A 14225-nucleotide genomic window follows, 5' to 3' on the forward strand; every position below is an offset into this window, starting at 1 on the left:
CACAAGATCGGCAACGTGCTATCCGCGCTGCCCAAGTCCGCGCATCCCGGTGCGAAGAAAGCCCTCGCGGAGATCTGGAACGCCGAGGACAAACGGCACGCCCTCGCGGCGGTCAAGGCGTTCGACGCCGCCTACGGTGCGAAATTCCCCAAGGCCGCCAGCAAGATCACCGATGATATCGAGGAACTACTGGCGGTCTTCGACTACCCAGCCGAACACTGGGTCCACCTGCGCACCACCAACCCGATCGAGTCGACCTTCGCCACCGTTCGCCACCGCACCAAAATCACCAAGGGCCCGGGTTCCCGCGTCGCCGGACTGGCCATGGCGTTCAAGCTCATCGAGTCCGCACAAGCCCGCTGGCGCGCGGTGAACGCGCCTCACCTGGTCGCGCTCGTCCGTGCCGGCGCCCGCTTTGAGAACGGGAAACTCGTCGAACGACCCGACGAACATGTCTCACCATCCGCTGCTTAAAAGATCTTCATCCACAGGTCTTGACTATTGCTCGACGACCGATCACCGACGGGTGCACCGGGTAGTCGTTGGAGTCCAGCGGGACGTAGTGATCCCGCGGCAGCCGGGTGCCGGCCCGCCAGCCCACCACCGGTGCGATCGGCGGCAGCTCGAGCATCGCTGCCCAATCGGCTTCCCACCGGTCAATCGGCCGGCAACCCAACACCCGGTGCTGGCGAATGTTGGCGCGCACCAGCCAGTCCACCAACTGGGTGTTGAAATCGGCCGGACTGCTAAAGCCCCGACCGGGCAGAAACGAAGTCTCCAGATAGCCGTTGGCCCGCTCGACCAGGCCCTTGGACCGAGTCGTCGAATGCACCCCCCGATGGGTCCGTCAAGATAACGGTGTAACTTGATCTTGTTGGGGTTACTTGCGTCCGGCGGACAGGCGTCCGTCGAAGGTGATCTCGAAGGCGTTCAAAGCTTTCTTCCAGCGATTGGACCAGCGTTTGCGGCCCGTGCCGGTCGGATCGAGGCTCATGATCGCGAGGTAGACGCACTTGAGCGCGGCCTGCTCGGTGGGGAAGTGCCCGCGGGCGTTGACCGCGCGGCGGATGCGGGCGTTGATGCTCTCGATCGCGTTGGTGGTGCAGATGATTGTGCGGATCTCGGTGTCAAACTGCAGGAACGGCACGAATTCGGCCCCAGGCGTTGGTCCACAGCCGGGTGATCGCCGGGTATTTCTTCTCCCATTTCTCGCTGAACTCGGTGAACCGATCCAGCGCGGCCTGCTCGGACGGCGCGGTGTAGACCGGCTTGAGGTCCTTCGCGATCTGGGCCCCGTCCTTTTTGGAGGCATAGCGGAAGCTGTTGCGCAGCAGGTGCACGATGCAGGTCTGCACGACAATGGTCTGCGGCCACACCTGGGCGACCGCGTCGGGCAGGCCCTTCAGGCCGTCGCACACGAGCATCAATACGTCGGCCACGCCGCGGTTCTTGAGTTCCGAGAGCACCCGCAGCCAGTACTTGGCGCCCTCGCCGTCGCCGTGCTCGCCGGCCCACAGCCCGAGGATGTCCCGGGTCCCCTCGGCGGTCACCGCCAGCGCGAGGTAGATGGGCCGGTTGGCCACGTTGCCCTCGCGGATCTTGACGTTGATGCAGTCGATGAACACCACCGGATACACCGCGTCCAGCGGCCGGTTCTGCCACTCGGTCATGCCGTCGGTGACCCGGTCGGTGATCGTGGAGATGGTCTGCTTGGACACCTCCGCGCCGTAGATCTCGGCCAGGTGCGCAGAGATCTCCCCATGCGTCAAGCCCTTGGCGGACAATGAGATCACCAGATCGTCCACCCCCGGTCAGCCGCCGCTGCCGCTTGGCCACGATCTTCGGCTCGAAGCTGCCGTCCCGATCCCGCGGCACGGCGATCTCCACCGGCCCGGCCTCGGTCAGCACCGTCTTGCCGCGCTTGCCGTTGCGGGAGTTCCCGCCGTCGCGGCCGGCCGGGTCGTGCTTGCTGTAGCCGAGGTGGTCGTCCATCTCGCCCTCCAGCGCGGACTCGACCACCATCTTGGTCAACCGGCCCAGCAACCCACCCTCACCGGTCAGCTGCAGGCCCTGCGCCCTGGCCCGCTCTGTCAACTCCCGAACCAACTGCTCGTCCACAACCTCGTCGGCGAGCCGATCGGCCGCTCCATTCGATGTCACATCAGTCACTGGTGTCTCCTACACCTCAGGAGTTACACCGTTGAAATTACAGTCCCGATCTACGCGAGGTCCGCTTCACCGGACCTCCACCGACGTTCGATCGCGCCGTCTTCGAGCGTGGAGTCCCGCCGCAACTCGAGTGCTACACCGCAAGCACGAACGCCCCAGCACGCGAACCCGGCACCTGATCGGAGTGACCACTGATGGGTAGATTCACGGGCGCGACTAACGAACCAGACATGACCAGTTCCGATTGGTCGCAACGAACTAGGCGGCATAACCAGGCGCGGACGTGGCCTACCGATATCGGCGCCGTTAGGCGGTACGAACTCCGACCTCGAGTTCGGCGGACAGCTCGACCACGACAACCTCGATCGCGAAGGTGCGCACGGCATGAGCCGCCCGCGATCGTGCGGTCGTGAAATGGTGATCAGCTTCTAGATCGCACAGACACAACACCAGTCGCCGAGGCGCGACCGGGAGGCTCGTGGCGACGTGAAGCAATGTGAGGGCGTCGGCCCAACACCTTGTGCGTCAGCGCGGCCGTACATGGTCCCTGATGCGCCCACGCCTCAACCAAGATCGACAACTCGTCATCGACTCCGCCGAGCGCCGATCGCCCGGACGTGCGCCACGTTCCTGTGTCATCATCCCGTCATGGCGCATGGTCGCCATCGGGCGAATCGTCGAGCAGGAACCGCGGGTCCGTCTGGGTGGCGATCACGATGTCGCCCCAGTCCCCTCCCAGTGCCCAGCCTTCCGCCTCTCGCTTCATGTAGTCGATGTTGCCCAGGTCGACTTCACCTGCCGCATCAGTGAAATGCGCGTCAGATCGACGCGTCCACTCGACTTTCGCAACAGCGGAAAAGAGCAACCACCCTGTCGCGTAGCAGTACTGTTCACCTGGCTTCGGTGGATGGTACGCAGGATGTTCTGGGGTCAGCACAGCCTCAACCCGGAACCGAACCGCGCCGGGTTGCTCCACGATCTGAAGGACATAACTGTCCTCCAGATACAGCGCGGACAGATCAGCCACGGTCGTGTAGTCGGTCATTACGTCACCAGTCCCAGTCGATCTCGGTGTGGTTACCAGGGTCCCTGCGGGTCACAGGATTGCCGAACGGGTCCGTACGCTGACCGTTCTCATCGCGAATCTCGACATGAGGATGCCCGCTGCCCGGCGCGCGGGGACTGCCTTGCTTGATCGTCACCCGGACAACCCCGTTGTCGTCGACGTACTTCGGCGGACCGTTCTCCGTTTGGGTCTTGGTCCACCCCTGTGCTTGGGCCCACTTGTCCAGATCGCTGGCCTTCGGTGTGGCCCCACCGTCAAAGTAGTCGTGCAGGTTCGGCTTGACATCAGGCACATTCGTGTCCAATTTGGACAGCTTACGTAGCTTCCTGAGTTTGGCGACCACGCCCGCGACTGGGATGAACCCGAACGCTGTGTTACCCAACGCACGTCCGGGCTCCTTGCTCCACTGATCCCAGTTGACCATCTGCTTACCGAACTCGAGCGGATTGTCCACCGCGAACGCCGCGGCCGAGGTCAACCCGTCCCACATTTCCCCGTAATGGTCCGGGTTGTCGATCAGGTGATGAGGGCTGAGTTCCCACAGAAACTCCGCAGTCCCTGCCAAACCGTCCCACAAGCCGACGCCGATGTCGCCGACGAACCCAGCCACATCACCGACACCACCCCAGAAGGCATCCCACCCCGACTCCTCGGGCGCCTTGTCGCCCTCGCCCTTGATCACCGCGGCGGCGCGATCACCGGCTTCGGTCAACTGCTGCCGGGCCCGGTTCAACGTCTCGCGCGCCGCTTGACGTTTCGCCTCGCCGGGATCAGAGAAAGGAGCGACTGTGGTCGGTGTTCCGGCTTTCGTCCGCGCGTCCGCCTCTGCGGCAGCCTGTTCATGCGCCTGCTTCGCTTGTTGCGTGGCGCGTTCGCCCTCGTCCCACAACCGGATCGCATCGCCGGCCTGCCCTTGTGCCCACCGAAGCGTCTCCGCATAACTGGACAACGCCGTCGCAGTCGCGGTAAAGGCGTCCGTAGCCTGGAACCATCGACCGGGCTCATAGCTGAACTGGTCCCGGAACGCGTCCCCGGCAGCGCCTTGCCACGCGCCATTGTCGATCTTCTTCAAGCCGTGGCCCGCGTTGTCCATGGCCTGTCCGCGGCCACGGATCGCGACCACATTCTCCTCGATCGCGCTGGGGTCTCCGGGGACCAACTGCCGGGGATCACCTGTCTGGCCGAGTTCAGCCATCGGCCACATCCCGAGCCGGGTCGTCACCAGCTCCGGTAGCCCGGAATGTCTGCTCTACGTTGCTGTCGTTCTCGATGTACGCGTCCATCGAGGCATTGAGTGCTTTGGCGATCTTGTCGCCGTCCTCAAGCAGCACCTCGACGCCGTACTGCCACCGGTCACAGAAGTGGTCGAACGCGCCGCGCAGACCGTCATGGCCATAAAGGTGTGTGGCACCGACGATGTCGTCGACCTCGCAGGTCTTCATGTCGTGCATCGTCTGGGAAATCGCCTGGCCTGCTTGATCAAGCGCGGCCAGATCGACATCGAATCCATCAGGCATCCTGACCACCTCCAGACCTTTGACCACATCCAGCGCCGTTCGGTTCCGGCACATCCGCACCAGCGAACGTCGCCGGCCCATCACGCTGAGGAAGCAACGGAAGCCCGTGATCCTCACCGAGGTCGAACAGGACACCGATACCCGGGCGAAGCTGGGTCAACAGATCGCGTCCGGTGGTGCTCAGCCACGGCTTGTCCTGCCCGAACGCCGCGAACCGCTCCAGCGTCGAGAACGCCAGCACCCACTGCCCTTTCCCCGGGATCGACGAGACCATCACACCAGGCCGATCACCCGGCGTACGCCGTACATAGACCGTCGCATCCGCGAACGCGGCGTCGAACGCCGCCGGTGGGAGGCTCCGGTGCCGCACCGCCATAGCGACTCGCACAATGCTGAGTTCCTCGTCCCGGTCTTCCACCATGGCACGAACCTAACGTCAAACGTCGGCCTCCACGCAGCAGCTGGCCACGGTCCCCCTGATGGGCGAATCCGTCCCCACCAGGTGACGGTAGGAGTGCTCACACATGATCAATTACCGCTAGCCGTCACCGGAACCGCCCGCACGGGACACTTGACTCAGCGACGCGCTGCCTGGCCGAACCCACACCAGATACATCCGAGCACGACGACAACAGTCGCTGACACGGAACCGATCTCGGAAAGATGCAATCGGGCACGATGGCTGTCACCGGGTGACGATCGTCAATCTGCCGCGCCGGGCACAGCCAACCCGACTTGTAGCGATCAACAAGCGTGAGTGATCGCGCGCCGGCCGACAACCAACCTGCGCTCAGGACCGTCGGCGAGACCGTCGTCGACGGTTGGCATGAAACTGGTGGTCGCGGCAAATCAGGCGGACGAGCTCCTCGCAGCTCTGCGGTGACAAGACCCACTGGAGTCGAGACAGCTCGCCGAGGAGATACGCCGGGTCGGTCTCAACAAGACTGACCTTCTGATTCACCCGTCGACCGATCTGCGCACCGTCATTCATGGAGCGTTATTCATGAGGGTTACCAGCCGAGTCGATAGAACTCGAGCGATGTGATGATCCGGATGATGTTGGGGAGCTCGGAAAGGCGTCCTCGATAGCCGGTCGCAATCATCTTCCAGTTCTTGATATGCGCGATGCATCGCTCGACGGCGGATCGAAGTGAGGAGATGAATTTATTGTTCACCTTGTCGTCAGCCGAGAGCTCGCCGCCCTTTGGCTTTTTGCGAGGCGTAATCGTGTGAGTGCCCTGATAGGCAGGGTCACCGATGACTGAGGTCTCGGCCAGAAGATCTTCCCAGTCACACTCGGCGAACGCTTTCCGGTCATGCATCGAGCCAGGCAGAGGGGCGGATATTCCCAGCAGGCCTCCCTCCGTATCGGCGGCGACCTGGATGTTCAGCCCCGCGCGGCGCCGCTTGCCGGAGAAGTTGTCTTCGTGACCAGCACGGTTGCCGGTCGGGACATCGGTTCCGTCGACCAGGACGAGCCGGCCGCGGATGGCCTCCTTGAGGTTTGGAATGTGCAGGCACAGGGCCTGCCCAATCAATGGGAGAATGCCTCGATAGATCCGCGATACGGTCGACTGACTGACGCCGAACAGATCGCCCACGGCCGCCTGGTTCAGATTCTGTCGGACGTACACCAAAGTGATCACGACAGCGCGATACAGTCCCACGGTCGGAGGCCACGCTTGGTTCTCATGGCATTGGATGATCTGCCAGATGCGCGCGACAAGCTCCTGGATCTGGTCAGCAGCAAGCCCTGTAGTAGTCTGATAACGCAACGACCCCGCCTGTAAGTTGTCTTCTGTGAGAGGAAAACGATCTTACTTGCCTGGGGTCGTTGTCCTATTTTGAGGTGATCAAGTCGCCAGAATAACGCTCATGAGCATGACCGCCGTGTAGATCGGGACCTCATACCGGTTGCGAGTGAGCCACGCAGCCAAGTCGAAAGCAACATCATTGACTTGTCGCGCCCAGCTGCGCCGACCACCGTCTATCGCCCGTTCAACGCCGACAACGCTGCCTCGATGATCGAGCTTCTCGTACCACCACTCGTCACCATCGATGTTCAGCCGCACGCGACGGTACTTGACCTCGATCACCCATATCCCGGAAGGACCAACGAGCACCTGGTCCGTTTCGCCGCACCTGTTGCGGTAGCCACGCAGCAACACCCAGTCGTCCGGCAGCACCGACAACGCCCAGGCAAGTTCGTCTTCCCCCAGAATCCCAAAAGCCTGTTGTTGCCGACGACCATAGATCTGCTGCGCGCGGGCATCGGCGCGTCGCACCTCATGCCAGGCCCCGTGGACACGAGCCGCGGCGTCTCTCTGGACCGTTCCCGGTTTGGTGGACACGAGGGGTAGGTGCCGCCCGATTGTTCGGGAGACGCATCAGTGGGTTCGACACGCCGCCGATTTACCGAGGAGTACAAGGCTCAGGCGGTAGCGTTGGTTATCGATGATCATCGGCCGATTGCCGAGGTCGCACGCAATATCGGTGTGCACGCGATAACGTTGGGGAGCTGGGTGAAGAAAGCCAGGGGGCCGATACCTCGGCGAGTACGCCATTGGAGGATTCGGAGCGCGCTGAGTTGGAGCGGCTGCGTGCGGAGAACGCCGAGCTGAAGATGCAGGTCGAGTTCGCAAAAAAAGTAGCGACCGTGCGCCACGAACACAAAGAGTGGGGAATGTAGGTATCTCTGTTTGATGTGGTGCTATGTGAGAGATGAAGGATTGGCCCTTCGGTGTCGCCCTTCGGGGGGAGATACCAAACCGCCTCATGCTGCGTTGGTTGGAGACCGTCGTGGTGAGCGATGAGGAAAAGGCGTACGAGATGCGTCAGGTAGGGGACGGGAAGGCGAGCGCAAGCGAATCACTGATGAAGTGTCGAAACTTTCAAGTGGTATCAGAACCGGGGTGTGGTCGTGACCCTGGGATGAGCCTGGCGGACACCCGGCTACTGGCCAGGCGGTACCCGGCATGAAGGTGACGCGAGCCCGTTCTGCTGCTCTCGCATGGAACGTGGGAAGGCGTACCCCGATACCGCTGTTCGCGGGGTACGGGCAGCGACAGGAAGCGCGCACAAGTGGCGGAAACCATGAGGCGCTGAGTACCGTCGCGGGGCACGCATTCGGACCGGCTCATAGTAGTGGAGAAGCTCCTGTAATGGGAGTGGAGCGAAGGTGCCGGACTGTCCAGATTAGTTCGTTCGAGCAACCGAAGACATTTCGGGAGGGATCGAGTGAGCGCGTCGAAGTCGACTGAAGAAGTCAAGCCGTTTCGTATCTCGAAGCGGGAAGTGTGGGAGGCGTACCAGAAGGTCAAGGCCAACGGTGGAGCACCGGGCGTGGATGGCTGCTCACTCGATAAGTTCGATGAGGATCTGAAGAACAATCTCTACCGGATCTGGAACCGGATGTCATCGGGAAGCTATTTTCCACCTCCGGTGCGGGCGGTGCCGATACCGAAAGATGGAGGCCGTGGGGTCAGAATTCTTGGCGTTCCCACGATTGCTGACAGAATCGCTCAAACTGTGGTGGCCCGAAGGTTGGAGGAGCGCGCGGAAGCAATCTTCCATAACGACTCGGACGGCTATCGTATTGGGCGGTCGGCGATCGATGCGGTGGCTAAGTGTCGGAAGCGGTGCTGGAAATACAACTGGGTGGTCGATCTGGATATCCAGAAGTTTTTCGACAGCGTGCCGTGGGATCTCATGGTCAAAGCGGTGGAGGCGAACACTGACCAGCCGTGGGTCGTGTTGTATGTCAAACGGTGGCTACGTGCACCGTTGCAGCATCCAGGCGGGGCCCTGGAAAAGCGGGATCGGGGGACTCCCCAGGGCGGGTTATGTTCAGCTGAACATAACCCGCCTTATGAACAGCGCTGGGTTATGCGCAGTGCGGGCGACAAGGCTTGGGGGCCAGCGATTTCGGGGTCGAGCACTGCGCATAACCTTCGTGAGGCGTGCTGGGCTCACAAGCTGGCGAGCCAACTGATCAGCCCGGTGTCGTGGTTCCATTCGGGTAGTTCGTCGGTGACGATTTCGGTGTAGGCGGCTTCGAGGGCTTTGCGTTTGGCCTCGGTGGAGGCGCGGGCGTAGATCTCGGTGGTGGTCAGGTCGATGTGTCCGAGGATGTCGCGGATGTAGGGCAGCGGGACACCGGCCTCGTAGAGGTGCATGGCCTTGGAGTGGCGCAGGGTATGCGGGCCGAGGTGTGCGCCGGTCAGTTCCGAGTCGTCGGCGCGAGCCCGGTATTTGCTGATGATCCAAGCGATTCCGCCGCGGCTGAGCTTGCGGTGATGCTGGTTGGTGAACAGCGGGTGCTCGTCGTGGCCGGGGGTGTCGAGGCCGTGTTCGGCCAGGTAGGCCTTCAGCAGGGCCGCGGTGTTGTCGCCGAGCGGGACGTGGCGGATTTTGCGACCCTTGCCGGTCAGCATCGCCAGGGCCGGGGGTTGCAGGCGGATGTCACCCACGGTCAGGTCGGTGAATTCGGAAACCCTGGCGGCGGTGTCGTAGAGGGCGGCCAGCAGGGTCGCGTCGCGGCGGCCTGGCCGGGTGGACCGGTCGGGGCCGGCGAGCAGGCGGCGGGTCTGGGCGACGGTGAGGTGATGGACGCCCGGTTGGGTCTTGCGTTTCGCGGGGATGGCGAGGATGTCCTGGCAGGCGGCCATTCGGGCCGGGTCGTGGGATTGCAGCCATCGGAAGAACGAGCTGACCGCGGCCAGGCGCTGGTTGCGGGTCGAGATGCTGTTGTGCCGTTGTGTTTCCAGCCAGTCGAGGAATGCGGTGATCGCGTCGGAGTCGATGCGGTCGAGGGCGAGTTTGTCGGGCGGGACGGATTTGTGGTCGCGGAACCAGGCGATCAAAAGTTTGAAGGTGTCACGGTAGGAGGCGATCGTGTTGGGTGAGCAGCCGCGCAGCCCGGCCAGGTGTGAGGTGAGGAACCGGTGCAGCAACACCGCGAAATCAGTGGCCATCACGAGGGCCTTCCGTGATAGGCGGGACGATGTCGCCGTAGGCGTGTTGGATGTGGGCGGCGATGTGCGGGTAGGACTCGGCGGTCAGCCTCAGGTAGTAGTCGGTGTCGGCAACCGACGAATGCCCCATGTAGGTCTGCAGGATCGGTAGCAGCGCCGCGATGTCCTCGCCGTGGGCGAACCAGGCCCGAAGATTGTTGACTGCCATGGTGTGCCGCAGATCGTGGACGCGCGGGCCACGGCCCCGGCCGCCGTGGGGGATGCGGGCCTGCCAGAGGAACCGGCGGAAGTTCTTGTCGATGTTGCCGATCGTCAGCGGGCGTCCGGTGGTGCCTGGGAACAGCCAGTCCGCGCCGGTGCGCCCGGCGACGTGGTCGTAGTAGTCGGCCAGTCGCTCGCGCAGCGGTGCGCTGACCGGGACCTGCCGGTCTTTGCCGCCCTTGCCGTCGCGGATTGTCAGGACCCCGGCCTCGGGATCGACGTCGCCGAAGGCCAGCAGTCGGGCTTCGGAAGCGCGTAGGCCGCAGGCGTAGATCGTGCGGAACAGCACGGGCATGACCAGGTGCCGGAACGGGACCTGGGAGTCGTAGTGGCAGCGGTCGGTCTGGGCGAACACCGCGGCCAGCTCTTGGTCGGTGTAGATGTGCGGGACGTAGCGGGCGGGGCGGGGCAGTGCCCCGGCCGGCAGGACATAGGCCACCACGCCCCGGCGGCCCAGCCAGCGGGCCAGCTCCCGCACCGGCGCGGCCAAGCCGTGCAGGGTCGATGGGGTGACCTCGCGCCGACGGGCGGCTGCGATCCATGCCTCGACCGACTCCTGGGTGGGTGCCTGCTGACAGGGGAACCGGGCGGCGGTGAACGCGGCGAACCGGGTCAGCACCCGCTCCTCGGCGTCGGCGTATCCGGTGATGTGTCCAGGTGAGTACGAACTGATGTGTCCAGGTGTCAAGCGACGGTGGCGGTGTCCGTGATGGCGGCGAGTCGGTTCTTCAGCCGGTAGCTGGGGCCGTTGATGGGGATGACGTCGCAGTGGTGCAGGAGCCGGTCGAGGATCGCGGTGGCGAGGACCTCGTCGCTGAAGACTTGGGCCCATTCCCCGAAGTTCTTATTCGAGGTCAGAATGACGGAGCCTTTCTCGTAGCGCTTCGAAATAACCTGGAAGACCAGGTTGGCTTCGGCGCGTTCGAGGGGCTGATAGCCCACCTCGTCGATCACGAGGACGTTGGGCCGTAGGTAGGTGCGCAGAGTGCTGGTGAGCCGTCCGATCGCGTCGGCGGCTTTCAGGCGGCGGACCATGTCGTCCAGGGTGGTGAAGTAGACGGTGTAGCCGGCGCGGCAGGCAGCGACCGCGAGAGCGACGGCGATGTGTGTTTTCCCGACTCCGGGCGGCCCGAGCAGAGCGGCGTTGCCTTTGTCCTCAATGAACGAGAGCGTGGCCAAGTCTTTGATCTTCCGCGGATCCAGCTCGGGCTGGAAGGAGAAGTCGTAGTCGTCCAGGGTCTTGTGGTGCGGCAGTTTCGACAGGCGCAGGGCGCTGCGGAAGCGGCGTTCGTCGCGGACGGCGGCTTCCTCTTCCAGGACCAGGTCGAGGAACTCGAGGTATCCCATCTGGTTGTCCTCGGCGCGGCGGGCGAAGGTGTCGAGCTGGCTGGGCAGGTGGTTCAGGCCGAGCCGGGTGGCGGTGGAGCGGATGCGGGTGGTGACCAGCTCGTTCAACGGTGATCCTTCGTCTGCGGTAGTGCTGTGGTCCTGCTGGGTCCGGTGCCGGTGAGTTGTTCATAGACCGACAGCGGGCGGTGTTCGACCTTGATCTGTGCGGCGGCGGTGCGGGTGAGCAGCGCCTCCAGTGACCGGGGCCACGACTGTTCAGGCGCGGTATTGGGCCGCAGCGGGATGACCTTCCCGTCGTGGTCGTCGTCCTCGATGCTGGTGGTAACCGCGCGGGTGTGGCCGTCGGGCAGACCGTCCCAATGGGTTTCGTCGACGACCCGCTGGCCTCTGGTCGTGGCCCGGGGATGGACGGCCAGCAGGGTGCCGTCGGCTAGGTTGCCGGTCGTGGCCGCGTCGATGGATGTGGCATGCAGGCTGATGGTGTCGGCGGTGGCGCGGATCTCGACCAGCTGGCGGTGACGGACCTTGCGGGCAGGAACTGAGTAAAGGCTGGCGTCGAACGCGACCAGGCAGTCCTTGCCGACGTGCCGCAGATGCCGCTGCGTGACCAGATACGGACTGACTGGGATTGGGTGCAGGGCCGAGTGGTCACGGGCGGCGCGGTGGCCGATGACCTCGCCGTGCGTGCTGTGGACGCGCTTGCGCCGCAACGGGACCCAGGCGGTGAACGCCGAGTCCATCTCCTCCAGGCTGGCGAACCCACGACCGGCCAGGACGTGATCGCGCACGATCGCGACTTGGCGCTCGACCCGGCCCTTGCCGGTCGGGCGGTATGCGGCCAGCACGTCGATGTCGAAGTCGTAGTGCCCGGCGAACGCCACGGCTTCCGGATGCAACGGAACGGCCTTGCCTGGGGCGACATGCCGACGCACCACGGTCTTGGTGCGGTCGTAGACGATCGCCCGAGGCACCCCGCCGAAGTGCTCGAACGCCCGGCGATGGCAGGCGAAGAAGGTCTCCAGGTCCTGACTGGTGGTAAAGCAGCAGAACGGGTCGCGTGAATAGGACAAGGTCATGTGGAACGAGTAGACCTTCGGAATGCCGACATGCGCGAGGATCTGACCCTCGTCCCCCCAGTCCACTTGGGCCTGCGCGCCTGGGATCACCTCGAACCGGCGGTGCAGGAGCCCCAGCTCGTCCGGGGCGATACCCAGCTCGGCCGCGATCCTGGGACGGGCCTCCTGCAAATACAGCTTGACGCGCTGATAGTTGCCGGTGAACCCGTACTGCTCGACCAGCCGCTCGTGAATAACCGTGCCTTTCAGCAGCAGCTCTGAGCGCAGCCACGCATCGATCACCGGCGCCATCGCGGCGATCACCGGCGTGCGGGTCCCCTTGCGGCTGCTGCCTCGCGGCGGTCCTGGCCGCGCGTCGCTGGCCAGGTATTTGCGGACAGTCTGCCGGTGCAGCCCGGTCTCCCGCGCGATCGCAGAGATGCTCATCGCGCCGGACTCATACAAGCCACGGAAGCGACGCAGCTCCGCCCACCGCTCCTCGTCCAAGATCACCAGTGCCGTCCCTATACACACCCGCCAGGTCGCACGACAGCTTGACGATCACCAGCGCGTACCGACACCCCGACACGCTACAAAGTGGACACATTAACCCGTACGTGGCTGGTCACATGAGTCCGTACGCCGACAGTGGGTGAAATCCGAAGGTGTGTTTGTAGGTTGGTGCCGCGTGTTGTTTCTCGCTGTGGACAGTCTGCAGGGTGGCATCCAGGCGGATCACGACCGTCGCGCCGAGATCCCCACCGGCGATCCTGGCCGGCGGGATCCGGCCGTGCCGGGCCTTGATCAGCGTCCACACGTAGCGGCAGGTCTTCGCCCGAGCCGAGGCGATCTTCTTTAACCTGGCCGGCGTGACCTCGTCCAGGATCCGCCATGCGGTAGGCATCGAGGCCACCGGGCCCAGCAGTTCGCTCTGATCGCCCACGATGGCGATGTCGCTGATCGCCTCGCCACCATCGGCGATCATCACCGCGAGGTCGGTGACCACCTGGCCGCGATCATGTGTCGGCATGAATCCCTTGCGCCGCAACGCAGTCGACAACCCAGAGGTCAAACCAACCTTGGTAGCCAGCAGCCGCAGCGCCGCCGCCCCGACATGCGAAACCACACCGATCCCGCCCACCTCCACTGCCAACCCACGCGTCCACTCTGGCGTAGTATTCACCCGAAAAGTGCTCCCTGGACTGGTAGAACAAACGGCCTCTGAGCGTTATTCATGAGGGTTACCAGCCGAGTCGATAGAACTCGAGCGATGTGATGATCCGGATGATGTTGCATGCCGTCCGGGCTGCTCTCCCCGGCGAGCTCCGCCAACGACCAGGAGTTCTTGCGCTCCACACCAGACAGCAGCCCTAGTAGGTACTTCTGAGCACGGGCACGCGAATCGGCCTGCGCGAACCGGCCAGCTACCAGCGCGAACATGTCGTCAAACCCGGCCTGCCAGCGGGCGAAACCCTCGTCTACTACAGTCTCTGACGCGGCCACCGCGTCTTCCTCGAGTCCAATCACACCTCGAAGTTGATCACGCGGTGGCCGCACCCATGATCACGACCCCGCACCAAGATCACACTGTGCTGCTGTCGTATTAGCCCTGAGTATTCATGGCGATCTTGATTCGGGCGCCGTGTCGGAACAGGGAAAAGTGCTCCTGAGCTGGGAAGATGAGGTTGCTAATGCCTGTTCTTACCTATGAAGCTCTGGAGCACTTTCGACGTGGATGTTACTGGGTGGTCGCGGGATCTGGCGGTAGAAGTCGGTGGGCGTGGCGTGGTCAGTCATGCCGGGACCGCGGCGGTGCGGTTGCTGGCCGACCGCA

15 protein-coding genes and 3 pseudogenes are annotated in these 14225 nt (G+C 63.8%); 4 read left to right on the plus strand and 14 right to left on the minus strand.

Annotated features, from left to right (window positions below; translation table 11 throughout):
- A pseudogene (locus tag LWC34_RS31715) lies at positions 1 to 474 on the plus strand (transposase); the annotation flags it as partial.
- A 31-nt stretch (positions 475 to 505) separates the two neighbouring features.
- Here the strand turns inward: LWC34_RS31715 and LWC34_RS31720 are convergent.
- The 8 genes and pseudogenes from LWC34_RS31720 to LWC34_RS31755 all read right to left on the minus strand — a co-directional run.
- Positions 506 to 811, minus strand: a pseudogene (locus LWC34_RS31720) (Mu transposase domain-containing protein); the annotation flags it as partial.
- Positions 812 to 880: 69 nt separating this feature from the next.
- A pseudogene (locus LWC34_RS31725) lies at positions 881 to 2118 on the minus strand (IS256 family transposase).
- A gap of 697 nt (positions 2119 to 2815) precedes the next feature.
- Entirely contained in the window at positions 2816 to 3214 is a 399-nt protein-coding gene (locus LWC34_RS31730; protein WP_233728730.1) for a hypothetical protein, read from the minus strand.
- 4 nt (positions 3215 to 3218) lie between these two features.
- Complete coding sequence (locus LWC34_RS31735) at positions 3219 to 4430, minus strand: putative T7SS-secreted protein (protein ID WP_233728731.1); 1212 nt, start codon at positions 4428 to 4430, stop codon at positions 3219 to 3221.
- Positions 4423 to 4752 (minus strand): hypothetical protein, encoded by a 330-nt coding sequence (locus LWC34_RS31740; RefSeq protein WP_233728733.1) that lies wholly within the window; start codon positions 4750 to 4752, stop codon positions 4423 to 4425. Before LWC34_RS31740 ends, LWC34_RS31735 begins: the two co-directional genes overlap by 8 nt.
- Entirely contained in the window at positions 4745 to 5173 is a 429-nt protein-coding gene (locus LWC34_RS31745; protein WP_233728735.1) for an SseB family protein, read from the minus strand. Before LWC34_RS31745 ends, LWC34_RS31740 begins: the two co-directional genes overlap by 8 nt.
- A gap of 589 nt (positions 5174 to 5762) precedes the next feature.
- The gene (locus LWC34_RS31750; RefSeq protein WP_233728736.1) at positions 5763 to 6527 is read right to left on the minus strand and encodes a transposase family protein; all 765 of its coding nucleotides are present in this window, start codon (positions 6525 to 6527) and stop codon (positions 5763 to 5765) included.
- A gap of 78 nt (positions 6528 to 6605) precedes the next feature.
- Positions 6606 to 7103, minus strand: coding sequence for a nuclease-related domain-containing protein (locus LWC34_RS31755; RefSeq protein ID WP_233728738.1), 498 nt, complete (start codon positions 7101 to 7103; stop codon positions 6606 to 6608).
- Positions 7104 to 7142: 39 nt separating this feature from the next.
- Here LWC34_RS31755 and LWC34_RS59010 point away from each other — a divergent pair, with 39 nt between their 5' ends.
- From LWC34_RS59010 to LWC34_RS31760, 3 genes are all read left to right on the plus strand, one after another.
- Positions 7143 to 7373: a transposase gene (locus LWC34_RS59010; RefSeq protein WP_372496585.1), complete on the plus strand. Its 231-nt coding sequence runs from the start codon at positions 7143 to 7145 to the stop codon at positions 7371 to 7373.
- Positions 7316 to 7441 carry a hypothetical protein gene (locus LWC34_RS57235; protein ID WP_284051651.1) on the plus strand — a complete coding sequence of 42 codons (126 nt, stop codon included), beginning with the start codon at positions 7316 to 7318 and terminating at the stop codon, positions 7439 to 7441. The genes LWC34_RS59010 and LWC34_RS57235 overlap by 58 nt, the downstream gene beginning before the upstream one ends.
- 548 nt (positions 7442 to 7989) lie before the next feature.
- Positions 7990 to 8799, plus strand: coding sequence for a reverse transcriptase domain-containing protein (locus tag LWC34_RS31760; RefSeq protein ID WP_233728739.1), 810 nt, complete (start codon positions 7990 to 7992; stop codon positions 8797 to 8799).
- On the opposite strand, the gene LWC34_RS31765 is transcribed toward LWC34_RS31760, so the two are convergent.
- The 6 genes from LWC34_RS31765 to LWC34_RS31790 all read right to left on the minus strand — a co-directional run bounded on the left by LWC34_RS31765 (position 8721) and on the right by LWC34_RS31790 (position 13918).
- Positions 8721 to 9725: a tyrosine-type recombinase/integrase gene (locus LWC34_RS31765; RefSeq protein ID WP_233728740.1), complete on the minus strand. Its 1005-nt coding sequence runs from the start codon at positions 9723 to 9725 to the stop codon at positions 8721 to 8723. The genes LWC34_RS31760 and LWC34_RS31765 overlap by 79 nt on opposite strands.
- A complete protein-coding gene (locus LWC34_RS31770; protein ID WP_233728741.1) occupies positions 9715 to 10674 on the minus strand; it encodes a tyrosine-type recombinase/integrase in 960 nt (319 codons plus the stop codon). The genes LWC34_RS31765 and LWC34_RS31770 overlap by 11 nt, the downstream gene beginning before the upstream one ends.
- Positions 10671 to 11441, minus strand: coding sequence for an IS21-like element helper ATPase IstB (gene istB / locus LWC34_RS31775; RefSeq protein WP_233723025.1), 771 nt, complete (start codon positions 11439 to 11441; stop codon positions 10671 to 10673). The genes LWC34_RS31770 and istB overlap by 4 nt, the downstream gene beginning before the upstream one ends.
- The gene (gene istA, locus LWC34_RS31780; protein ID WP_233723026.1) at positions 11438 to 12904 is read right to left on the minus strand and encodes an IS21 family transposase; all 1467 of its coding nucleotides are present in this window, start codon (positions 12902 to 12904) and stop codon (positions 11438 to 11440) included. The genes istB and istA overlap by 4 nt, the downstream gene beginning before the upstream one ends.
- Positions 12905 to 13016: 112 nt before the next feature.
- The gene (locus LWC34_RS31785; protein ID WP_233728956.1) at positions 13017 to 13538 is read right to left on the minus strand and encodes a transposase; all 522 of its coding nucleotides are present in this window, start codon (positions 13536 to 13538) and stop codon (positions 13017 to 13019) included.
- A 32-nt stretch (positions 13539 to 13570) separates the two neighbouring features.
- The gene (locus LWC34_RS31790) at positions 13571 to 13918 is read right to left on the minus strand and encodes a hypothetical protein (RefSeq protein WP_233728742.1); all 348 of its coding nucleotides are present in this window, start codon (positions 13916 to 13918) and stop codon (positions 13571 to 13573) included.
- Between the last annotated feature and the right edge of the window lie 307 nt (positions 13919 to 14225).

Source organism: Kibdelosporangium philippinense (genome assembly GCF_021390435.2).
GTDB classification, from domain to species: domain Bacteria; phylum Actinomycetota; class Actinomycetes; order Mycobacteriales; family Pseudonocardiaceae; genus Kibdelosporangium; species Kibdelosporangium philippinense.

What these genes read in the sequence shown, in the direction of transcription:
- LWC34_RS31730 (WP_233728730.1), bottom strand. Translation starts at nt 3,214, where the DNA reads ATGACCGACTACACGACCGTGGCTGATCTGTCCGCGCTGTATCTGGAG.
- LWC34_RS31735 (WP_233728731.1), bottom strand. Translation starts at nt 4,430, where the DNA reads ATGGCTGAACTCGGCCAGACAGGTGATCCCCGGCAGTTGGTCCCCGGA.
- LWC34_RS31740 (WP_233728733.1), bottom strand. Translation starts at nt 4,752, where the DNA reads ATGCCTGATGGATTCGATGTCGATCTGGCCGCGCTTGATCAAGCAGGC.
- LWC34_RS31745 (WP_233728735.1), bottom strand. Translation starts at nt 5,173, where the DNA reads ATGGTGGAAGACCGGGACGAGGAACTCAGCATTGTGCGAGTCGCTATG.
- LWC34_RS31765 (WP_233728740.1), bottom strand. Translation starts at nt 9,725, where the DNA reads ATGGCCACTGATTTCGCGGTGTTGCTGCACCGGTTCCTCACCTCACAC.